Genomic DNA, 21,988 nt, shown 5'->3' on the forward strand with positions numbered 1-21,988 from the left:
GCATGGATCCATTTAAAAAACAACTGGATGAAATGATGGGTGATACACGCTTGCAGGAAAGTCGTATTAAGCAGCGCGTGAAATCCGAATTGACTCCGGCCCCCCGAAAACAGAAACGTTCGTGGCATGTTCAATTAGTAACGGCAGCTGTTGCAGCAGTTGCGGTATTTCTATTTATGACGGCCGTTCCTTTTACGCAAAATTCGGGAAATGAAGGGCGGGGTGCCCCTTATGATCCGCTTGATGATTTAGCGGAAATTGCTACTCTTCAAAAAAAGAAGCAATTATCAACAATCGATTATGATTCTTTTGCACAGCTACCAGTGCTGGAACAATTATCGGATTTACAATATGTAGATAAAGAAACCTTTACACTTGCAGGGAAAAAGGGACTTTACCATACAGTGATAGAACGTCAGGAAAATCTATTTGATGAAGCCGTGTATGAAGCAGGCGATATTGTACGAACAATGACGAATACGAGCAGTCATTTACCAATTTACGAAAACGCCTATTATGAAGTAGTCGCTGTACCAGGAGACCGTGTCGTTTTGCAGGACGGCAAGTTAACGGTAAATGGGAAGCCTGTTAGATCGGAATTAAAGGAAATGTATGAGGAAAACGGCAATACGATTGCAGGAGGCTACGATCAGTTATTAAATGCGCGTGAATACTTTTTGGTAAATCATTTCCCGGCAAAAAATACAATGCAGGCAGGTACAATTACCGCTGTGCATAAAATTTACGGGGAAGTCGTAGCTCTGGCAGAGGAAAGTACAACAACATCCATTTATTTGGAGTTGGAAAATGACTATACACCCGAACAATATTTTGATCTTTATTTGTACGATCAGATTTTTGGAGATGGGTCAATTAGTGAAAGATTATCGGCAAGCGATCTTCCATTTACACATTCGAACCGTTTAGGCGAGTTGTTTTTGGAAGCATCCTACCGAAATATTACGTATTTATCCGATACAGAAGTGGAAATACGCTACCAGTATGACCGTGAAGCAGTAGGAGAATATGTATTTAAAATGTATAAAGATCCGACTGGCATTTGGCAGTGGGGAATGTAGCAAAAGAGGCCGGGACATAACCCAAAAATGATATTTTTCTCTCAGAGAAAAATATCATTTTTTTGCTGAGCATTAAAATTGATTTCCATTCCGGGACGCTTTCCGCGGGCGTGGCCTGAGCCTGTAGTCTCAGGCGTCACGCTATTCCCGCAGGAGTCGCCCTGCATTCCAATCAATTTTGCAAAATATCCGTTTCTTAATAAAGGATTCCTGTTATTTATCGGTTATTCTACTTATGTCCCAGTTCTTTTCATGTGCTGCTTGCAATCTTTTATTCATTAGTACTGTGTGATAGCTATGTAGCAGCATGCCGATAATGATAACCGCCAGTCCGATTAGCGCGATCGGCTGCGGGAGCGGAACACTTAGTAAAATCATTTCACCGACCATCGCAAAAATAACTTCTGTCGATTGTGTCGCTTCAACGGCCGCCAGCTTTCCTTGATCGTGGCGCACCCGGTCTGTTGCGATAAAGAAAAGGGTTGTCGCAATGACACCGGAAGAAACCGCAACAAGCAGTGATTGGTACACTTGGCTCGCAGAGGGCAGGCCGACCGTAAGTAATGCATAGACGGCGAGCAAAATCCATGCGGGCAGAGAAGCAATTGTCATGCCTAGAACCCGTTGAAACGGATCGACTCTTCCTTTGCATAGCTCCATCATTTTCCGGTTACCTAGCGGGTAGGCAAAAGCTGCGATGATTACAGGCAGTATACCGAGAAGCAGAGTTTTCATAGAAACTGACTGTGCCTGCGGAATTTGGATTAGTAAAATCCCGATTAAAATAATGCCCGAGATGCCTAGTGAAATAAGCGGAATTTTTGCCCTGACATCTTTTCCGGCGATAGTTGTAATAAACAAGGGGGCCAGCAAAACACCTGCTACAATCGTAAACTGCCATGTACCCGATACGAGCCAGCCTGGACCGAATGCCGCGGCAAATGTAAGTGGTGCATAAAATAATACGAACCCGACAAAGCTCCAAACGAGCCATGCACCCGGATGTTCTTTCATTTCATTTGATAATAAACGAAAACCGCCTTTTCCCCGTATGGCGACAATGGCAATGAGGAAGGGGAGCATGAAAAAGTAGCGGAGTGAAGAACTCCATAGCCAGCTGCCGCCTTCCAATTCCATTGAATGATTCAATACAAAAGTAACCGCAAAAAATAAGGCAGCTAAAATGCCAATCAGTATTTCCTTCATCACACACCTCACTTGATTGTATTGAATTTTCTGTCTATTAAGTATACAAAAAAAATGGAGCGAAAGTAATCGCCCCATTTAATTTCAGTCATTATAATTTCACCGTCTAGGCTAAAGCGCCAACTCCTCGCACCATTAGGTCCCTCCGTGCAAAAGTGGTAAAGCGTTTACTTTTGCGTCGGGCCCTCCAATGTCTCTCGGAGTTAGACGGGCGCTTTAGCGCTTTTGGTCTAACGTTGTTCAAATAACTGAACGATTTCGATAATGACTTCCGTCGCTTTTTCCATCGTTTCTGCTGATACAAATTCATACTTACCGTGCATATTTTCGCCGCCTGCAAAAATATTCGGTGTCGGCAAGCCCATGTATGAAAGTTGGGAACCATCAGTACCACCGCGGATTGGCTCGACAATCGGTGTAATGTTGAACTTGGCAAACGCTTCTTTTACTATATCGACAATTTCCATCACAGGCTCGATTTTTTCGCCCATATTGTAATATTGATCATCGATTGCTACAGTAATTGCCTCTTCCCCGTATTTTGCCTGTAACGCTTTGCCGACCTTTGCCATATACTCTTTTTTCTCTTCGAATTTTGCGCGATCATGGTCACGGATAATATATGACATTGTTGTTTCTTCAATTCCGCCGTTGAAATGCATTAAGTGGATAAAGCCTTCATAGCCGTCCGTTTTTTCAGGAACTGCATCTTTAGGCATTTCATTTTGGAATTCAATCGCCATTGTAATCGAGTTCACCATTTTATCTTTTGCAGAACCAGGGTGAATGTTCGTGCCGCGTGTCGTTACCTTTACGCCAGCTGCATTAAAGCTTTCGTATTGTAACTCACCAAGTGGACCGCCATCCATTGTGTACGCATAATCCGCACCGAATTTCTCGACATCAAACTTGTGTGGACCGCGCCCGATTTCTTCGTCCGGTGTAAAGGCTACACGAATTTTCCCGTGCTTAATTTCCGGATTGTTCACTAAGTATTCCATCGCCGTCATAATTTCAGCGATGCCGGCTTTATCATCCGCACCAAGCAATGTATTGCCGTCTGTTGTAATTAACGTTTGGCCAACATAGTTTTTCAAGTTCGGGAAGTAGTCCGGTGCCATCACTAAACCATTTTTTAATGTAATCGCTTCACCGTCATAGTTATCGATGCGCTGAGGCTGTACATTTGTTCCTGTGTAATCCGATGTCGTATCAACATGCGCCAAAAAGCCAAGTGTCGGTACGTCTTTATCTGTATTTGATTCAAGTGTTGCAAAAAGGTAGCCGTTTTCGTCAAGTGTAATATCTGTTAAACCGATTGCTGCCAATTCATCTTTTAATACATGTAATAAATCGAATTGCTTCATTGTTGAAGGGGTTGTGTCAGAGTTGAAATCTGATTGTGTATCAATTTTTGCATAGCGTACTAAACGTTCAATTACTTTCTCTTTCATCCGAAAAAGACCTCCTAATACTTATTGCTTTTATTCTACACTTTTTATTTCGGTTTTTGAACTAATTTTGTCATAATCCATTATGCTGAGCATGAGGAGAAACTGTGCGCCGTAATACGTGAACATGATCAGAATATGGGAAGCGGGAACATCAAACATGAAGCGGTTGATCGCCAATACCGAGTCCGACATGATAAAGAGGATAGCACCGATGACAGCAAACTTACTGCCTGTTCGGAATGATGTCCACCCCATCGTTAAAATAACGAAAATATAGGCAGTCACTGCAATGGCAAGTACCGTATCTCCTTTTTGCAGCAGGCTTCCCGCAATCCAGAACATCATAACTACACCGAATAAAGCTAAAATAACTTTTACATATAGTGGTGTGTTCTGGTGGTTTGTTGAACGGAAAGCAAAAATATAGAAAATATGACCGATCAGGAAAAAGCTAAGTCCCACGATGAACCACTGCAATGTATAATCGCCAACAGCGCAGAAAATTAAACCGGTTGAGATGAGCCAATAATACGGAGATTTCACTTGAACTTTTGTTAAAAAGGCAAGCGCTATAAGCAAAATCATTGGCAAAAGCTTAAAGACCATTTTTAGAGAACTATCGATCGTTTCAAAAAAGAATACATAGTAAAAGCCAAGCCCAAAGAACAGTAAAATCAGAACTTTACGTGCCATCCATTAACCCCCTAAATAAAAATGTTTATATATAATTACTAAATAACAAAACTATGATTTCAAGAAAATTCAATATATGTTCTATTATGCCAGAAATTATGCGGTTTTACTTGTTTATGAATCTTTTTGGAAGGTTATTCGTACATAATAAGTAAGAGAGGGTGATAGTTATGGGACAATTATTGCTAATAACGGCAATTGGATCACTTTTGATCACATTATTATTAATGCCGTTATCAAAAAAGGTACGCAATAAGGAGCTTTCATCAAAAACATTTACGAGCTTATTTATTACAACATTTATAGTAAGTTTTATTTCAGTATTTTTAACTGTATATATTTCTAAAATCGATCTGAACTGGACGATTTTTCTATACGTAATACCTGTTGTAGCAATTATCGGAGCAATTTTTGCAGTCGGTAAGGAGCAAAAAGTTAAATCGGCAATCGTGCTTGTCAGCATTATTGGGATCGGCTATTTAGTAAGTGCGCCATTTTTAAATGCAGATGAAAAATTCAAGTCTTCAGAGATGAAGGAAAAAACGGAAATTTCGCCGTTTGATGAGACGAAAACACCGGCAAGTGTACCACCAAAGTTCGCTAAAAATAAAATGAAAAAAGCGTTTGGACAAGTGCCAAACACAAGCTATTATGAATTAGGAAACCTGCAAATTCAAAAAGTAAATGGTAACTATGTTTACATTGCACCTGTAGAGTTTTCAGGATTCTTTAAGTGGTTCAACGGAAAAACAACACCTGGTTATTTCACGATGAGTGCAACAGACTCAAGCGATAATCCAAAGTTTGTGAAGGCTGAAATGAGCTATGTTCCATCAGCTTATTTAAATAAAAATCTGGAGCGTCATATTCGTCTTCAAAATCCATCATTAATTTTCTATGGTGATCCGCAGCTGGAAATTGATGAAGAGGGAAAACCGTATTACATCCGTTCTTACGGCGAATTTATTTCGGCACGTAACGGCTTTGATGTAAAAGGGATTGTACTTGTTGATGCGGAGACGGGTGCTACAGAAAAAATTGCGATTGCGGATGTACCGGAATTTATTGATGGTGCTGTATCACCGGAAGCAGTAAGTTTGCAGAATAGTTATTACGGTAACTATGTACACGGCTTCTGGAATAGTCTAGTCGGCAAAAAGGATGTTAAGTTGCCGAGTGATGAAGGTACGGAAGCAAATGTAAGCCCGATCTTTATGGAAGACGGGGAAATGTATTACTTCACTGACTTTACAAGTCCTAAAGAGGGCGTTGACTCGATGCTTGGTTATGCATTAACACATGCACGTACGGGTGAAGCAACGTACTATACCGGAAATCTGGAAGAGTCTTATATGGATTCCCAAGGGGCTCTTGAAATTATCGAGAAAAAGTTCATCGAAAAAGAATGGGAAGGCGAAATGCCGATCCTTTACAACTTCTATGGTGAAGCGAGCTGGCTGTCAGCTGTACTGGATGCGAACGGATTCCTGCAAAATTACTTCATCGTCTCTGCAGCAAATCCTGAAATTTCGGCATTTGGTACGACGCCAAATGAAGCATTAAGACTTTATAAAACAGCGCTAAGCCGTGGTGGAAGTACGGTAGATGGTACTTCGAATGCTGAAGAAGCTAAAGCGACAGTAAAAGTCGTGCGTGTTTATAAAGAACGTGTAGGTGATTTCACGATCGTATCATTCCTGGCGAACACAGGCGAAAACTTCATCGTATCTACAGAAGTTGCACCATTTGCAATCTACTTGCAAGAAGGTGACCAGGCGACGATTACGTATGCAAAAACAGGAGAAGACTTCCAACCTGTAAAAACATTGCAGATTGAAGGGTTGAAATAAACAAAAGGAGTATGCCATTTTGAGGCATACTCCTTTTTAATTGGATTACTTCCAAGTAAAGCCTCGTGAAGCAAGGAAGTCTTTCATATGCGGACGGTTTTGCTGAACTAAGTAATCAGCCATTTGTTTCGTCCATGTCGCAGTCTTCTGATTTGAAGAACGGCTGCTGTAATAGTCTTCCATAATTCCATCGTACTCATCCAGAAGTGTTTCATACTTATCAACGTCATAACCGTTTTCATGCAACACCGCAGCTACCGGTAAACGCGGCTTTGTTTCGTTACGTTTTGTCGGTGTACCGATTGTCATCGCAAACAACGGGAAAACGTATTCCGGTAAATTGAAAAGCTCGCTGATTTCTTTAGGATTAGTACGGGCACCACCGATATAGCAAATGCCATAACCCATTGATTCAGCTGCAATAACGAAGTTTTGGGCAAATAACGCAACATCTGCTACCCCTACAAGAACATTTTCAGCAGAGTCAGCAGAAATATCAACCCCATGCTTTTGACCCGCTACTTGCAAACGTTTGAAATCTACACAAAACAAGAAAGAGGCACCTGCTGTTTTGAACTGGAATTCGTTTTTAGACAGTTCCCCAAGCTTCTTTTTCTTTTCTTCATCCGTTACCCAAATGACACTGTATGCCTGGACAAAATGCGAACTTGCTGCCATTTGTGCCGTTTCGATTAAATCGATGACCGTTTCTTTTGAAATTTCCTCACCTGTATATTTACGAACAGATGTATGACTGCGTAATAATTCTTTTGTATTCACGTGAACATCTCCCTTTTATGTAATAAAACTTAATGGTGTATCCTTCATGCTTATTTTAGTCAATATTTTACTTGAAGTCGATTATTAGCGTCTGTTCAATTCTTAGTGAGGGAATTTTTGCATATCGTTAAATACAGATAAGAGCAATCAGAATTAAATCTGAAAATTTTAAATTTTTTGTATTGACATATCGGATTAGTATGTTTTATACTGAGACACAACGATGGAACACAAATCACATAACTCTTATCAAGAGCGGCGGAGGGAATAGGCCCTGAGATGCCCGGCAACCAGTAAGTGATGAACTGACTAAGGTGCTAAATCCTACAAAATGGACAATCATTTTGAAAGATAAGAGGAGGCAAACTTGCTCATGCGCAACCCTCTTCTTAACTGAAGAGGGTTTTTTTCATTTAAAAAATCCTCCTCAAAAAACACCGATTTCACCATCGATTAAATTTTTGGGGGTAATAAAATGACAAATTTAAGACCAGAAACATTATTATTACACGGGGGTCAAAAACCAGATCCTGAAACAGGAGCAATCGCTGTTCCGGTTTACCGTACAACGGCTTATGCATTTAACGACACTGCTCATGCGCAACGTCTATTTGCATTACAGGAGACAGGCAATATTTATTCCCGTATTATGAACCCGACAGTCGGGGCATTTGAAGAACGGGTTGCTTTATTAGAAGGGGGTACAGCTGCAGTAGGGCTTTCATCTGGCGCAGCAGCAGTAGCATTTTCTATTTTAAACGTAGCCGGTGCAGGGGATGAAATTGTTGCGGCAGGCTCTCTTTACGGCGGGACTTACAATTTATTCGCAACTACATTGCCTCGCTACGGCATTACAGTAAAATTTGTGGATGAATCAGATCCTGCAAACTTCCAGGCGGCAATCACGGATAAAACGAAGGCAATCTTCGCTGAAATTATCGGAAATCCAAGCTTAAAAGTACTGGATATTGAAGCGGTAGCAAACATTGCTCATGACAATGGTCTTCCTTTATTAATCGACAGCACATTTGCTTCCCCATACGGAAGTAATCCGATCGAATTCGGCGCGGATGTTGTCATTCATTCTGCAACAAAGTGGATTGGCGGTCATGGAACGACGATCGGCGGGATTGTTGTTGATGCAGGGAAGTTTGATTGGACGCAAGGAAGACATCCAGGATTTACAGAACCGGATACTTCCTACCATGGTCTACGCTACGGAATTGACACAGCAGGCGCTGCATTTGCGACAAAGCTTCGTGTTCAACTATTGCGTGATTTTGGTCCAACATTATCTGCTGACGCGGCATTTAACTTCCTGCAAGGACTTGAAACGCTTCATTTGCGTATTGTCCGACACAATGAAAATACACAAAAAGTAGCCGAGTATTTAAGAAACCACCCATTTGTGGAATACGTAAATTACAACGGCTTTGAAGATTTTGCGACACATGATCTAGCGAAGAAGTATTTGAAAAATGGCTTCGGATCGATCATTACATTCGGTATTAAAGGTGGGCGTGAAGCAGGCCGCCAAGTAATCGATAACGTGGAACTGTTCTCTCATGTAGCGAACGTTGGGGATGCCCGTTCATTGATCATCCACCCTGCGAGCACAACACATCAACAGTTATCTGCTGAAGAATTAAAAACTGCCGGCGTATCGGAAGAGCTCATTCGCTTATCGATCGGGTTAGAAGCAGCAGAAGATATTATCGCTGATTTAGAACAGGCACTAGCAAAAGTTGCGGCTGAAGTAGGCGTAGAAACAAACGTATAAATGTGATGAAAGGCTTAGCTTCTCCCATTCGAGAAGTTAAGCAATTTTTAGAAAATTAATCCCTACTATTTTTATAAGTTTTATTGACAAATATAAAACCTAGTAATACAATGGGGATAATAAAATACCAACCAGAAAAATTTAAAATGATGTTGCAGCATCATTGGAAGAAAAGGAGTTGTTCAACATGGGGAAAGTATACAGTGCACAAAACATTGCAGCCTATATTATTTATGAACTTAATGACGTAAAGGAATTTGTGAACGCTTGCGCTATCCAGCAAATTTTGGCCGATGTGAATACGATGTGGCAGCATGTTTTTGGACACAATGCTTTCTCAGAACAAGCTCACGATCTTTCCACAGAAGGTTATGTTGTAAAAGAAGTAGCCGAAGCATACAAAATTCATGGTACAGCCCATATTTTATCGCCAGCAAGAGAATGGTTTTTAAAGTACGGGGAATTTCAGTTAGTGGAGCGCCCATACGCGGTTCCTGACTACTCGGCAAAAGAGGAAATCGTCATGACCAAAATTTTAACTGCCTATCGTTTACGGGCTTTTAATGATATAAACGTGGCAGTATAAAATAATTTCGGAACACTAGCGAGCCCCCTTGCTAGTGTTTTTTATTTTGAAGATTTTTGCGGGTGATGTGATGTATGGGTTTTATTGGAAGAATTAAGAAGGTTATTAGAAGAAGTTTTGGGAATATTAGAAGAAATGGCGATGTTATTAGAATTTGAGGGGAATCGTGGTTTGGGTACGTGCTTTTTTAGCCGAAAAATGGATGCAAAAACCGGTATGCCGGTTTTATTAGAACAATGGAGTGGGATATTAGAAGAAGTGTGAGTGATATTAGCACATTGAGCTCGGATATTAGCATGTTTTGCATCCATATTAGAACATTGGCCGGATATATTAGAAGATCGCAATTTTATTAGAACATTTTAAAATATATTAGATGATTTCCGAATATATTAGAAAATAACAAAACGCCCTCACTACATAGCCTCAACTACAAGAAATGACTGGAAATCTTTACGCCCTCCACCCTAAAATAGCTCTTAAAAAATAAAATTTGGATGAATATTGACCGTTTACAGTAAACAAATGTCCTTCTAGGCGAGATTTCCCTTGTTTTCATGTATTATATAAGATAGAATTTGCTTTAAGATAAATTTTTTGAATTATTCGTTAATATATGCGTGTTAAGAATTTGGAGGAGAAAGGCAATGGCAACAATCAAGGCAGCGATCTTAGGATTTGGCACAGTAGGTCAGGGAATTTACCATATTTTAAATGAGAAGAGGCAGGAGCTTCGCGAAAAGCTAGGTGTTGAACTGGAGGTCGCGAAGATTTTAGTTACCGATGCAAGCCGTGAGCGTGTACCGGGGACAAAGCATTTAATGACGGAATCAATGGATGACGTACTGGCAGAAAATAATCTGCAAGTTGTTTTTGAAGCGATTGTAAATGAAGAACCTGCATTTACTTATTTAAAGCGCGCTGTTGAGGCGAAATGCCATGTCATTACAGCAAATAAAGTAATGCTTGCGAAACGGGGCGAGGAGCTCGAAGCATTGGCGAAAGTAAATGGTGTGTTTGTAGGATACGAGGCGACAGTAGCAGGCGGTGTGCCGATTATCAAAACAATGAAAAACATTCTTCTAGTCAATGAAGTAAGCTGTGTTCAAGGAATTTTAAATGGAACAACGAACTATATTTTGACGAAGATGCGTGCGGAAGGCTGGAGCTTTGAACAGGCATTAAAAGAAGCGCAGGAATTAGGCTATGCAGAAGCGGATCCATTTAACGATGTATCGGGGCAGGACGCATTCAAAAAGCTGATGATTTTATCGAGCCTTGCATTTGGAGAACAGCCAAATTGGGCGGATGTGGAAGTAATCGGCATTGATACAATCTCACCGGAGCAAGTAGCGGAAGCAACAGCACAAGGATTGCGTTATCGTCATGTGGCGGAAGTGGAAAAACTCGAAGATGGTACGATTCAGGCAAAAGTGGCACCACTATTGGTGAACAATGAACATCCGCTTTATCCTGTGGACGATGTGTTCAATGCTGTAACGATGGAGACAAACTACATCGGAACATTATCTGTAATTGGCCCGGGAGCGGGAATGTATCCGACTGCAAGTGTAATGGTAGAGGATTACGCTGAAATTATCGGTAAACGCGCGGGGTTTACAGTAACTATATAATAAGAAGAGATTAAAAAAGAAGCGAACTCGATGAACGAATTCGCTTCTTTTCTGTTTACTTTGCGTCGGGCACTCCAATGACTGACGGAGTTAAACGGGCGCTTTAACAATTTTGTTCTTAGTCTTCATCTTTTATATCGACATCTTCTGGAATTGGTGTATTCCTCCAGATCTCGATCTCTTCTTTGATTCGTTCGAGTTGCTGATGGTATGTTTCAAATTGCGCACTATTAATTAAAAAGTGTTCACCATCATGCACTGCTTTAATGCGACCGGCATAAATGTACTGTAAAACCTGATGTTCAGGCATGCCTATATCTGCTGCAGTTTGTTCTACCGTTTTATACATCATGATGCCTCCTTTTTAGTTTTAGTTAACCTTATTATAAAACGATTTTAATAAAACTTCATCTCGAATAGACTTACAACGTATGATAGCATAATTAATATAATTTAATGAGGTGTGGGACGTGAATATTTTACCGTATCTGTTTGTGCTGCTGGCCGCAATGCTATGGGGGACGGTCGGGACAACGCAAACTTTTTTATCGGAAGGGGTTTCCTCCTTTGCGGTAGCGGGTGTAAGGTCTGGTATTGGCGGCGGGGTGTTGCTGCTGGCGGTTTTGGCCATGCGGAAAATCTCGTTCCGTAACTGGTCATGGAAGTGGACCATTTTAGCGGCGATCGCGATTGCTTTATTCCAAAGCCTGTTTTTCACATCCGTCCGATTTACAGGAGTTGCAGTAGGGACGGTTGTGACAATCGGAAGTGCGCCGGTATTTGCGGGTTTCATCGAGTGGGTCTTTTGGAAAGTCCGTCCAACACTCGTATGGGCAATCGCCACAGTGCTCGCCATTGCCGGCTGCCTGCTGTTGTTTATGAACCAAAGTGAGACGGCGATCAACCCGCTTGGTATAGGGTTGGCATTGGCAGCTGGTTCCATGTTTGCGCTTTATACGAATGTGAGCAAGCAGTTGATGAAACGGGAAGAAACATTGCCTGCTGTTGCAATGACTTTTTCCATTTGCGCATTGTTATTGTTGCCGCTCGCAGCAAAAGACGGTTTTGGCTGGCTGACAGAAGGCGTGAATATTTGGCAGATTCTTTTTATGGCACTTGCTGCTACAAGTTTGGCATACATATTATTTTTAGGCGGCTTAAAGAAAATCAGTTCGTCAGCCGCCGTCACATTGAGCCTAGCCGAACCATTAACAGCCGCATTACTCGGTGTGTTTTTAGTAGGGGAACATTTAACATTTGTTGCATGGATCGGTGTTAGTTTATTATTAGGTGGAATAATAGTGCTAACATTCGGCACAAAGAAAGCTGCTTCATAGGAGGCAGTTTTTTTATTGCCATAAGTCCGCGATGAAAGTGGAACAAACTGTGCATAAAGTGGAAAGTTGAGCGGGAAAAGTAGAACTTTTTGAATGAAAAGTAGAACCTTACGCAAAGAAAGTAGAACAAATCACATATAAAGTAGAATCTCTTTTAATTCAAATAAGAAATCTTAAGAATTTCTTCAGATTTACAGTAGTGAGATGTTAAGAAATGGGCTTTATTATAAACTTATAAGAAAAAGTTGTGAGGTGAGCAAGATGAATCAGCTGACGGTGCTCGTTACAGATGACGATCAGGACATTCGGGACGGCATAGAAATTTATTTGAAAAATGAAGGCTACCGGGTGTTAAAAGCGGCAGACGGGCTTGAGGCAATCGAACTGCTTGAACAAAATGAAGTACACTGCATTATTTTAGACATTATGATGCCGAACATGGACGGGATTACCGCCACATTCAAAATTCGTGCAGAACGCAATATCCCGATTATTATGCTGAGTGCAAAGGCGGAACAAACCGATAAGATCCACGGGCTTTCAGTAGGGGCGGACGATTATATTACAAAGCCGTTCCACCCTCTTGAACTGATGGCACGCGTAAAGTCGCAGCTACGACGCTATGTGAACCTCGGTACGGCAGGGGAATCCGCTCCGCTTGTTGAAGGACTCGAGCTGGATGCTGCGGCGCGGGAAATCCGTGTGGACGGAGAGCCTGTCAAACTGACACCGACTGAGTATAAAATAACCGAGCTTCTATTAAGGAATGCGGGGCGCGTCTATTCGATCAGCGATATTTATGAGCTCGTATGGAATGAACCCGCTTATAATGCCGAAAATATTGTTGCCGTGCATATCCGAAAAATCCGGGAAAAAATTGAAGCAGATCCGAAAAACCCCCGCTATTTAAAAGTCGTATGGGGACTAGGTTACAAAATTGAAAAGTAAGATTTTCTCTTGGGTTGGAGCACTCGGCGCGGCATTCGGTTTTTATTTTCTCGGGACATATTTTATCGACTATTTGACAGGACGTTTTGTGCCTTTAGTAAAGCAATTTCTATACTTTCTATCTTCATTCAGCGGAATACAACCCTTTATGTAAGTGGGTAAGGAATACTTGTTTTATTTGATGAAGCGGTTACTTCAATAGCCTGCTGAATGAAGATATGCCCCTGGCGGATGTCACAGATTTTCAAAGGGGAGGATGTCAGCCTAAAAACGTCGCGTCGTGCGACAAAGGCTGACTGAACTGACCCACGTCCTGTGGGTCTAAAATCTGGACGCAATTACGCCGAGGCGTAATTGATAACTAAGTGAGGAGGAAGAAAAATGAAAAACAATAAATTATACCTCCAGCTTTTTCTTATATTTGTAGTCGTAACGGCAGTCAGTTTAATTTTTACGAATGGCGGTCGTTATTTAGGAAAAACTTTTTATGAATCGCAAAATTATAACAACGAAGCGGAGAACTTAGTATTTGAGTTTTCGCAGTATGTGTTTAATACGCCGACGGAAGAAGAATTTAAAGGGGCTTTAACAGTATCGGATGAGGAAATGGACGATTACCGTACATATTACGGTTCCCTTGCTGAGCAAATTCAAAATATTAAAGAGCAGTATGCAGGCGAAATAGACTCAACACAAGATCAGGAAGTTATCGAGGCAATCAAACAAGAACGTGATGCCAAAATTGCCGACATTAAGAAAAACTTTGAAGATGATGAGTATGTAAAAGAAAAAATTCTAGCAATTAAGAAAAAAGCGATTCAGCAGAAGCTAAAAGAAATTGAAAGAGATAAAAAAGAAACTTTGAGCAAATATGATTACTTTGCTTATGAATTTAAAGATGAGAAAACCGGGGAAGTTTACCGCAATGGCGATATTAGTGAAAAGAGCGTCTTTAAAAAAACAATTAACAACTTAGGGAAAAACCTCTTGGGTCTCTATCCGCTTAATTATTATGAGCAAGATACCATGGGGATTCTGCAAGACAGCTACACACTTGAGCAGGATTTATCGGATATTTCGGGTGTTGTAACAGTCCCGGTTAGTTGGATCGAAAACAATCATAGCAATGAAAAAAGTGCATTTATCATTACGAAATATGTTTATTATGGGATTATTCTTGCAGGGGTTATCAGTTTCATTTTATTGATGACGTCTTTAGAACCAACGCTTGAGCAATTCAATCGTAAGTTCCAGCTACGTGAAATATTTGAACGTTTCCCGGTTGATATTCGCATCGTAGCAACGCTTATTGCAACATACTTCGCGTTTATATTTAACGGTTCTTTTACAAGATCCATCCATGGGCTAATCTATTACTTTACCGATAATCGTTTCGACTTTTTAATCGATTTCATCGTAACTGGTGTTATCAGTTTTGCGCTTATTGCCGCGGTCGTCTTTATGGTTGTCTCCATATGGGTAAGCTTAAAAGGGCAGCATGATCTGGAGAAAATCTGGCCGGAGACATTTACGGCGAAGTTCGTAGATGGTGCCATCTCAATGTTTGAAAATCGTTCAATCGGAATGCAGTCACTAATATTGTTAGTTGTTGTTTTCCTTGGTGGTTTTGGATTTGCAGTTGTAATGGCAGCAGCAAGTTTCGGTATTTTCCTGTTTTATATGTTTTTATTTGTAGTGTTCTTCATTCCGGCGCTCTTCATTTTTATGCGTCGTATGGGCTACCTGAACCGTATTATGCAGCATACTGAGAACATGGCACATGGCCGTCTTACAAAGGATTTAAAGGTAAGAGGAAAATCTCCTTTAGCGAGACACGCAGAAAATTTAAATGGTCTTCGTGAAGGTGTCCGTAACAGTATGAATGAACAGGCGAAAAGTGAGCAGATGAAAACGGAGTTGATTACGAACGTCAGCCATGATTTGCGTACACCGCTTACGTCGATCATTACGTATACGGATTTACTGAAAAATCCATCGATCTCAGAGGAAGAGCGAAAAAAATATATCGAAATTTTAGATGCGAAATCGAATCGTTTGAAAACATTAATAGAAGATTTATTTGAAGTATCGAAAATGGCAAGCGGCAATGTAGAAATTACGAAACAGCGCATCGACTTAGCACAACTGTTGCAGCAGGCGGTCGGTGAGCATGGGGAAGACTTTACAGCAGCCAATTTGGATTTACGTATCAATATCGCGGAGCAGCCGATTTATGCTTATGTGGACGGGCAAAAGTGGTGGCGTGTCATTGATAACTTAATTATTAACGCAAGGAAATATTCGTTGGAGGGCACACGTATTTACGTCAATTTAAAGTCCTATGAAGGAAATGCGGAGTTGACTGTAAAAAATGTGGCGAAATACGAACTGAACGAGGAAGCGTCCCAATTAATCGAGCGTTTCAAACGTGCCGATACATCACGTCATACAGAAGGCTCAGGGCTAGGGCTAGCGATTGCACAGTCGATCGTTGATTTGCATGACGGACAATTGGACATCGCCGTTGATGGGGATCTGTTTAAAGTAACGGTTAGTATTCCAACAGAAAAATAATGATTGAACTGCAGCGAGGGGAGATTACCTTGCTGCAGTTTTTTGTTTTGGCTGGGGCGGGGGCAGGCGAGTACTTATTAGAAGAAAAAAGTTTTTATTAGAAGAAGTGTACCGGATATTTGAAGATGTGAACCGGTTATTCGAAAATGTTACACACATATTAGAAGAACGGGCCAGGATATTAGAAACTCAAGGATTTATTAGAACAACTGAATGTTATATTAGACAAAAACAGATTTTATTAGAAAACCCCACCCACAGTCACAATGTAAAAGCTTATTGACTAACGCCATTTACTCAAAATATAGTAAAATGGCAACATTGCAGATGACAAAATAAGGTTAGGAGCAACATGACGATGCGTATACTTTGGGGCATAGTAGCATTAGCGATATATAGTGGTCTTACATTTTATCTTGGATGGAATTTTAGAGCATGGCTGTTGTCGATTCAGCAATTCCGCTGGCCGATTATTTATTGGACAGTGCTGTTTCTTGTTTCATACGGCTATTTTATTGGAAAGCTCCATCCACTGTTAACGCCATTTACGGTGATCGGCAGTTATTGGATGTTCTTTTTGCAGTACGGGCTCATCCTTTGTATCGTGGCAAACTTGATCATTAAGTTTACGCCGCTTACAACAAGAATGGTCGGTACAGGAGTGGTTGGTTTACTGATCATTTTATTGATTGCAGGTACATATTTTGCATATTCACCGGTAGTTCGAAAAGCTACGATAAACATCGATAAGCCTGGAGACGATATGCGTATCGTGATGGCATCGGATTTCCACCTCGGTTTGTTGTCAGGGAAAGGGCATTTGGACAAGTTTGTCGCGCTTTCCAATGAACAAAATCCCGATTTAGTGCTTCTTCCGGGTGATATTGTCGATGATAGTCCAAAGCGCTTTGTCGAAAAAGATATGGGCGAAGTAATGAAAAATTTGAAGGCGACATATGGTGTATACGGAGTACTGGGTAACCATGAATATTACGGCAATGAAATTCCGGAATTTAAGAAGGAAATGGCTGAGGCGAATGTTAAAATTTTAATGGATGAAACCATTTTAGTGGCAAATCGTTTTTATTTAACAGGGCGTGAAGATGCGACGAACAAGAACCGCCTAGCCTTAAATGAAATACAGCCAGAAAATGTTGACTTGCCTTGGTTTGTCATGAACCATACACCGCTGGATTTGGATGAGCCAGCCAATTTAGGTGTGGATTTTCATGTTTCCGGACATACGCATCGCGGTCAAATGTGGCCAAACCATCTCATAACGGAAAGAGTTTTTGAGTTGGATTATGGCCTGGTTGAAAAAGAGCAGATGCACGCGCTTGTTTCGAGCGGCTTTGGTTTTTGGGGGCCTCCGACACGGCTTGGCAGTCGATCCGAATTATGGGTTATAGATGTGAAATTTAGCGAATAGGATAGGAAAAAGGGGAACGTGAAATGGAATGGATTGAGCTTTTAAAAGCTTTAATTTTAGGATTTGTCGAAGGGATGACCGAGTTTGCACCGGTTTCTTCAACAGGACATATGATTATCGTTGATGATATGTGGCTGCAAACAAAGGAATTTTTAGGTTCCGGCTCGGCAAATACATTTAAAATTGTAATTCAGCTTGGATCGATATTGGCGGTCGTTTTCGTTATGTGGAAACGATTACTGAGTCTAGTTGGATTATATAAAATAGAAGGACAGAAAAAAACGCGTTTTAATTTAGGACATGTAATCGTCGGTATCATTCCAGCAGGTATTTTCGGCTTGCTGTTTGAAGATTTTATCGATGAAAATTTATTCAGTATCAAAACTGTCATTGTAGGATTAATTATCGGGGCCATCTTTATGATTATTGCCGATAAGTTTGGTCCGAGAAGACCGGCTATTACGTCATTGGATGATATTTCATACAGTAAAGCATTGAAAATAGGGTTTATCCAATGTTTATCGCTTTGGCCAGGGTTTTCACGCTCAGGCTCAACGATTTCAGGCGGGGTACTGCTTGGGTTGGATCATAAAACAGCTGCGGACTTTACGTTCATAATGGCGGTGCCGATTATGGCGGGGGCAAGCGGTTTGTCGCTAGTTAAAAACTGGGATCAAATTAATGCCGATCACTTTTGGTTTTATGTAGTCGGTTTTGTGAGCGCATTTGTATTTGCACTTATTTCGATTAAGTTCTTCCTGAAGCTGATTTCAAAAGTAAAATTAACGCCATTTGCGATTTACCGAATCGTGCTGGCACTAATCTTAATTATTGTTTTAGCTGTATAAAAAGGAAAAGGAGCTGTCCTGAATTCGGGACCGCCCCTTTTTTGTGCTTACTTGTTGAACAGGTCAAATAATCCGCCGATACCGCCTTCACCTGCGTCTTTACCGCCACCACCTTGAGTAACTGGTGCTGCAGCAAACACACGGCTTGCGAGACGGCTGAATGGCAATGATTGTACCCAAACTGTACCAGGACCGGATAGCGTTGCAAAAAATAGTCCTTCTCCACCGAATAAAGCTGTTTTAATACCGCTTACCATTTCGATATCGTAATTTACATCTTGTGTCATCGCGACTAAACAGCCTGTATCAATACGCAATTTTTCACCGGGCTGAAGTTTGCGTTCGTAAATTGTTCCGCCTGCATGTACAAAAGCCATACCGTCTCCTTCAAGCTTCTGCATAATGAACCCTTCACCACCGAAGAATCCTGTACCTAATTTTTTCTGGAATTCTACGCCGACCGATACACCTTTTGCAGCAGCTAGAAATGCATCTTTCTGGCAGATGATTTTGCCGTCCAATTCGCTTAAATTCATCGGAATGATTTTACCTGGATATGGGGAAGCAAAGTATACTTTACGTTTGCCCATGCCGTTATTTGTAAACATCGTCATGAATAAGCTTTCGCCTGTAATTAAACGTTTTCCTGCACCAAGTAATTTCCCCATTAAACCGGAGCCATGATTTGCCGAGCCATCACCGAAAACGGTTTCCATCTCAATTTGATCTTCCATCATCATTAAACTTCCGGCTTCCGCCACAACCGTTTCCTGCGGGTCAAGCTCCACCTCTACAAACTGCATATCATCGCCGTGTAAGACATAGTCGATTTCATGATTTTTCATTTTTTTATCTCCTTACAATTCAATTTTATATTCACAATAATAGATACGCTTGAAGATTCCAAAAGTTTCAAAATGACGAAAATAATATTTATCACCGAATAATATTACTCTATTATTCTTTTTGAGAAAAAAAGGGAATAAAGTAGAGAATGTCGAATAATTAAAAGGTAAATGAGAATTTGTGAGGTGGAGAAATGAAGCTGTTAAATTTTATTGGTGGAGAATGGATAGAAGACAATTCATTGCAAACGATGCCTGTGATTAATCCTGCAAATGGTGAACAGTTAGGAACGATACCACTTTCGACAAAATTCCAAGTCGAACTCGCTGCACAAAAGGCGAAAGCGGCCCAAAAAGATTGGGCGCTTGTTCCGGCACCAAAACGTGCGGAGTATTTATATGAAATTGCTTTTAAACTGAAAGAAAAGAAAGAACATCTCGCGCAAATATTAACGAAGGAAATGGGCAAGGTCATTGAAGAAGCACGCGGAGAAGTACAAGAAGGAATCGATATGGCACTTTATATGGCAGCAGAAGGTAGACGTTTATTTGGAGAAACGGTCCCGTCGGAATTGCCGAATAAGTTTGCGATGAGTGTACGCGCACCGATTGGGGTGGCAGGACTTATTACGCCATGGAATTTCCCGATTGCAATTGCGACATGGAAGTCTTTCCCTGCACTTGTTGCAGGTAATACGGTTGTCTGGAAGCCTTCCAACGAAACACCTTTTATGGCTTACGAGCTTGCAAAAATATTTGAGGAGGTCGGCTTGCCGCCTGGTGTCGTCAATGTTGTATTTGGTTCGGGTCCTACAGTCGGAACAGCGATTGTCGAGCATCCGGACATCCGTGTCATTTCCTTTACGGGGTCAACAACGACAGGCAGCAAAGTAGCCGAACTCGGCGGAAAACATCTGAAAAAAGTTTCGCTTGAAATGGGCGGGAAAAATGCGGTCATTGTAATGGATGATGCTGATCTTGACTTGGCACTTGAAGGCATTTTATGGAGCGCATTTGGTACGGCAGGGCAGCGCTGTACCGCATGCAGCCGTGTAATTGTGCATAAAAATGTAAAACAGGAGTTGGAAAAACGTCTTGTGGAAGCGACGAAGCAGCTGACAATCGGAGACGGATTGGATCCTTCGGTTAAAGTAGGACCTGTCATCAATAAGGCTGCACTGGAGAAAATCAATCATTATGTACAGATCGGTAAGCAGCAAGGTGCAAATTTGCTGATTGGCGGAGAAATTTTATCTGAAGGTGAATTGGCAAAAGGCTATTACTATGCCCCGACCATTTTCACCGATGTGGAGGCATCAAGCATTCTTGCACAAGAGGAAATTTTCGGTCCTGTCATTAGTATGATTGAAGTCAGCAGTTTGGAAGAGGCAATTGAAGTGAATAACGGTGTAAAGTTTGGCTTGTCAAGCTCGATTTTCTCACAAGATGTCAACAAAATTTTCAAAGCACAGCAGTTGCTTGATACAGGGATTGTCTATGTAAATGCCGGAACAACAGGCGCGGAAATTCATTTGCCGTTTGGCGGGACAAAAGGCACCGGAAACGGTCACCGCGATTCAGGTCAGGCAGCGCTTGATGTGTATACGGAATGGAAGAGTGTCTACGTAGACTACAGCGGCAAATTGCAACGTGCCCAAATCGATAATAACGCTTGATGATTCCTCTATTCGAATCATCGCATCTCAAAATTCTGGACGCAATCACGCATGATGCGTAATTGACTTAATAAAAAAGGGGATGTTTACATGAAAGTAGTAGTGTTAGGTGCAGGGTTGATGGGGAAAGAAGTAGCGCGCGATTTAGTCCAAAGTGAAGATGTGAAAAAGATTTTTTTAGCCGATGTTTCAACAGGTCCTGCAAAGGAATTCGTCAATACATTGAATACAGATAAGGTTGAAGTAGTGCAGCTTGATGCAGAAGATGACAAAGCATTGCGTGATGTCATCGGCCGCGGTGATGTAGTTGTGAATGCGCTGTTCTATAAATTCAATAAACGAGTTGCCCAAGCGGCAATTGATGCAGGGGTGCACTCAGTAGATTTAGGCGGCCATATTGGCGGAATTACTGAATCTATTTTCGAGCTGCACGGTCAGGCAGTCGATAATGGCGTGACGATTATTCCGGATTTAGGTGTAGCACCGGGAATGATCAATATTTTGACGGGTTACGGGGCGACAAAGTTTGATTCTGTCGATTCGATCAAACTTTATGTAGGTGGTATTCCAACAACACCGCAGCCTCCATTGCATTATATTCGTGTGTTCTCGCTGGATGGGGTATTTGACCATTATACAGAGCCTTCGAAAATGATCCAAAAAGGTGTGCTGACAGAAGTTGAGTCTTTAACAGGACTTGAGCCGATCTACTTTGACGAGTTCGGAGTATTGGAGGCCTTCTACACATCCGGCGGTATTTCAACGTTATATAAAACATTCCCGCATGTGAAAACACTTGAATACAAAACGATCCGCTATAAAGGTCACGCGGAGCAGTTTAAATTGCTTGCCGATTTAGGCTTCCTTGATAAAAATAATACCGTTGAAGCTGGCGGTCGTGAAGTAAATGTCCGGGAAGTAACGAGGGAAGTATTGCAGAAAAAACTGGATATCGGCGATAATGTCGATGCCGTATTATTACGTGCAATTATTTCAGGTGAAAAGTCGGAAGAACAAATTACGTATGAATATGAAATGGTCGTACGAAAAGATACAGATCATAACGTGACGGCGATGGCCCGCGCAACGGCAAATACGATTTCAATCGTGGCTCAAATGGTTGGCAAGGGGCTGATTGGGGAGCGCGGTGTATTTGCACCGGAAACAGTTGTGCCAGGTCGTGAGTTTATTCAGGAAATGGCAAAGCGTGGTGTTGATATTAAAGAAACATCACACCGTTCATCCATGATTGTAAAGTGGTAGGAGTGA

General features: G+C 41.4%; 19 protein-coding genes and 1 riboswitch. Of the genes, 13 read left to right on the forward strand and 6 right to left on the reverse strand.

Features of this window, described 5'->3' with window-relative positions; translation table 11 throughout:
• Positions 1-2: 2 nt before the first annotated feature.
• The gene (locus MKY27_RS01585; RefSeq protein WP_339197165.1) at positions 3-1,079 is read left to right on the forward strand and encodes a S26 family signal peptidase; all 1,077 of its coding nucleotides are present in this window, start codon (positions 3-5) and stop codon (positions 1,077-1,079) included.
• Between the two features lie 213 nt (positions 1,080-1,292).
• Here MKY27_RS01585 and MKY27_RS01590 read toward each other — a convergent pair whose 3' ends face one another.
• From MKY27_RS01590 to MKY27_RS01600, 3 genes are all read right to left on the reverse strand, one after another.
• Positions 1,293-2,285 carry a multidrug resistance efflux transporter family protein gene (locus MKY27_RS01590; RefSeq protein ID WP_339197167.1) on the reverse strand — a complete coding sequence of 331 codons (993 nt, stop codon included), beginning with the start codon at positions 2,283-2,285 and terminating at the stop codon, positions 1,293-1,295.
• A gap of 230 nt (positions 2,286-2,515) precedes the next feature.
• On the reverse strand, positions 2,516-3,739 hold the full coding sequence (gene pepT, locus MKY27_RS01595) for a peptidase T (RefSeq protein ID WP_339197169.1): 1,224 nt from the start codon (positions 3,737-3,739) through the stop codon (positions 2,516-2,518).
• A gap of 30 nt (positions 3,740-3,769) precedes the next feature.
• Positions 3,770-4,432, reverse strand: coding sequence for a lysoplasmalogenase (locus tag MKY27_RS01600; protein ID WP_339197171.1), 663 nt, complete (start codon positions 4,430-4,432; stop codon positions 3,770-3,772).
• Between the two features lie 170 nt (positions 4,433-4,602).
• Between MKY27_RS01600 and MKY27_RS01605 the strand changes: the two genes are divergently transcribed.
• The gene (locus MKY27_RS01605) at positions 4,603-6,282 is read left to right on the forward strand and encodes a hypothetical protein (protein ID WP_339197174.1); all 1,680 of its coding nucleotides are present in this window, start codon (positions 4,603-4,605) and stop codon (positions 6,280-6,282) included.
• Positions 6,283-6,327: 45 nt separating this feature from the next.
• Here the strand turns inward: MKY27_RS01605 and nfsA are convergent, their stop codons facing one another.
• Complete coding sequence (nfsA, locus tag MKY27_RS01610; protein ID WP_339174900.1) at positions 6,328-7,062, reverse strand: oxygen-insensitive NADPH nitroreductase; 735 nt, start codon at positions 7,060-7,062, stop codon at positions 6,328-6,330.
• A 243-nt stretch (positions 7,063-7,305) separates the two neighbouring features.
• Positions 7,306-7,420: riboswitch (SAM riboswitch) on the forward strand.
• Positions 7,421-7,537: 117 nt separating this feature from the next.
• Here nfsA and MKY27_RS01615 point away from each other — a divergent pair.
• From MKY27_RS01615 to MKY27_RS01630, 4 genes are all read left to right on the forward strand, one after another.
• Positions 7,538-8,842 carry an O-acetylhomoserine aminocarboxypropyltransferase/cysteine synthase family protein gene (locus MKY27_RS01615; RefSeq protein ID WP_339197177.1) on the forward strand — a complete coding sequence of 435 codons (1,305 nt, stop codon included), beginning with the start codon at positions 7,538-7,540 and terminating at the stop codon, positions 8,840-8,842.
• Between the two features lie 187 nt (positions 8,843-9,029).
• On the forward strand, positions 9,030-9,428 hold the full coding sequence (locus MKY27_RS01620; RefSeq protein WP_339197180.1) for a hypothetical protein: 399 nt from the start codon (positions 9,030-9,032) through the stop codon (positions 9,426-9,428).
• Between the two features lie 84 nt (positions 9,429-9,512).
• Positions 9,513-9,692, forward strand: coding sequence for a hypothetical protein (locus MKY27_RS01625; RefSeq protein WP_339197183.1), 180 nt, complete (start codon positions 9,513-9,515; stop codon positions 9,690-9,692).
• Positions 9,693-10,075: 383 nt separating this feature from the next.
• A complete protein-coding gene (locus MKY27_RS01630) occupies positions 10,076-11,062 on the forward strand; it encodes a homoserine dehydrogenase (RefSeq protein ID WP_339197185.1) in 987 nt (328 codons plus the stop codon).
• A gap of 118 nt (positions 11,063-11,180) precedes the next feature.
• On the opposite strand, the gene MKY27_RS01635 is transcribed toward MKY27_RS01630, so the two are convergent.
• Positions 11,181-11,411, reverse strand: coding sequence for a DNA-binding protein (locus MKY27_RS01635; RefSeq protein ID WP_339197188.1), 231 nt, complete (start codon positions 11,409-11,411; stop codon positions 11,181-11,183).
• Positions 11,412-11,532: 121 nt separating this feature from the next.
• Here MKY27_RS01635 and MKY27_RS01640 point away from each other — a divergent pair, with 121 nt between their 5' ends.
• The 5 genes from MKY27_RS01640 to MKY27_RS01660 all read left to right on the forward strand — a co-directional run bounded on the left by MKY27_RS01640 (position 11,533) and on the right by MKY27_RS01660 (position 18,198).
• Complete coding sequence (locus tag MKY27_RS01640; RefSeq protein WP_339197191.1) at positions 11,533-12,399, forward strand: EamA family transporter; 867 nt, start codon at positions 11,533-11,535, stop codon at positions 12,397-12,399.
• Positions 12,400-12,660: 261 nt separating this feature from the next.
• A complete protein-coding gene (locus MKY27_RS01645) occupies positions 12,661-13,347 on the forward strand; it encodes a response regulator transcription factor (protein WP_339197193.1) in 687 nt (228 codons plus the stop codon).
• Positions 13,348-13,728: 381 nt separating this feature from the next.
• A complete protein-coding gene (locus MKY27_RS01650) occupies positions 13,729-15,921 on the forward strand; it encodes a histidine kinase dimerization/phospho-acceptor domain-containing protein (RefSeq protein WP_339197194.1) in 2,193 nt (730 codons plus the stop codon).
• A 358-nt stretch (positions 15,922-16,279) separates the two neighbouring features.
• Positions 16,280-17,350: a metallophosphoesterase gene (locus MKY27_RS01655; protein WP_339197196.1), complete on the forward strand. Its 1,071-nt coding sequence runs from the start codon at positions 16,280-16,282 to the stop codon at positions 17,348-17,350.
• Between the two features lie 23 nt (positions 17,351-17,373).
• On the forward strand, positions 17,374-18,198 hold the full coding sequence (locus tag MKY27_RS01660; protein WP_339197198.1) for an undecaprenyl-diphosphate phosphatase: 825 nt from the start codon (positions 17,374-17,376) through the stop codon (positions 18,196-18,198).
• 47 nt (positions 18,199-18,245) lie between these two features.
• Here the strand turns inward: MKY27_RS01660 and MKY27_RS01665 are convergent, their stop codons facing one another.
• Complete coding sequence (locus MKY27_RS01665) at positions 18,246-19,043, reverse strand: TIGR00266 family protein (RefSeq protein WP_339197199.1); 798 nt, start codon at positions 19,041-19,043, stop codon at positions 18,246-18,248.
• Between the two features lie 194 nt (positions 19,044-19,237).
• On the opposite strand from MKY27_RS01665, the gene MKY27_RS01670 reads away from it, so the two are divergent.
• Both MKY27_RS01670 and MKY27_RS01675 read left to right on the forward strand, forming a co-directional pair.
• On the forward strand, positions 19,238-20,719 hold the full coding sequence (locus tag MKY27_RS01670; RefSeq protein WP_339197201.1) for an aldehyde dehydrogenase family protein: 1,482 nt from the start codon (positions 19,238-19,240) through the stop codon (positions 20,717-20,719).
• Between the two features lie 90 nt (positions 20,720-20,809).
• Positions 20,810-21,982 carry a saccharopine dehydrogenase C-terminal domain-containing protein gene (locus MKY27_RS01675; RefSeq protein WP_339197203.1) on the forward strand — a complete coding sequence of 391 codons (1,173 nt, stop codon included), beginning with the start codon at positions 20,810-20,812 and terminating at the stop codon, positions 21,980-21,982.
• Positions 21,983-21,988: the final 6 nt, after the last annotated feature.

Source organism: Solibacillus sp. FSL R5-0449 (assembly GCF_037975215.1).
In the GTDB taxonomy this organism is placed as follows: domain Bacteria; phylum Bacillota; class Bacilli; order Bacillales_A; family Planococcaceae; genus Solibacillus.

Coding starts and splice junctions, on each gene's coding strand:
- MKY27_RS01585 (WP_339197165.1), top strand. CDS start 3: ATGGATCCATTTAAAAAACAACTGGATGAAATGATGGGTGATACACGC.
- MKY27_RS01590 (WP_339197167.1), bottom strand. CDS start 2,285: ATGAAGGAAATACTGATTGGCATTTTAGCTGCCTTATTTTTTGCGGTT.
- pepT (WP_339197169.1), bottom strand. CDS start 3,739: ATGAAAGAGAAAGTAATTGAACGTTTAGTACGCTATGCAAAAATTGAT.
- MKY27_RS01600 (WP_339197171.1), bottom strand. CDS start 4,432: ATGGCACGTAAAGTTCTGATTTTACTGTTCTTTGGGCTTGGCTTTTAC.
- MKY27_RS01605 (WP_339197174.1), top strand. CDS start 4,603: ATGGGACAATTATTGCTAATAACGGCAATTGGATCACTTTTGATCACA.
- MKY27_RS01615 (WP_339197177.1), top strand. CDS start 7,538: ATGACAAATTTAAGACCAGAAACATTATTATTACACGGGGGTCAAAAA.
- MKY27_RS01620 (WP_339197180.1), top strand. CDS start 9,030: ATGGGGAAAGTATACAGTGCACAAAACATTGCAGCCTATATTATTTAT.
- MKY27_RS01630 (WP_339197185.1), top strand. CDS start 10,076: ATGGCAACAATCAAGGCAGCGATCTTAGGATTTGGCACAGTAGGTCAG.
- MKY27_RS01635 (WP_339197188.1), bottom strand. CDS start 11,411: ATGTATAAAACGGTAGAACAAACTGCAGCAGATATAGGCATGCCTGAA.
- MKY27_RS01645 (WP_339197193.1), top strand. CDS start 12,661: ATGAATCAGCTGACGGTGCTCGTTACAGATGACGATCAGGACATTCGG.
- MKY27_RS01650 (WP_339197194.1), top strand. CDS start 13,729: ATGAAAAACAATAAATTATACCTCCAGCTTTTTCTTATATTTGTAGTC.
- MKY27_RS01655 (WP_339197196.1), top strand. CDS start 16,280: ATGCGTATACTTTGGGGCATAGTAGCATTAGCGATATATAGTGGTCTT.
- MKY27_RS01660 (WP_339197198.1), top strand. CDS start 17,374: ATGGAATGGATTGAGCTTTTAAAAGCTTTAATTTTAGGATTTGTCGAA.
- MKY27_RS01665 (WP_339197199.1), bottom strand. CDS start 19,043: ATGAAAAATCATGAAATCGACTATGTCTTACACGGCGATGATATGCAG.
- MKY27_RS01670 (WP_339197201.1), top strand. CDS start 19,238: ATGAAGCTGTTAAATTTTATTGGTGGAGAATGGATAGAAGACAATTCA.
- MKY27_RS01675 (WP_339197203.1), top strand. CDS start 20,810: ATGAAAGTAGTAGTGTTAGGTGCAGGGTTGATGGGGAAAGAAGTAGCG.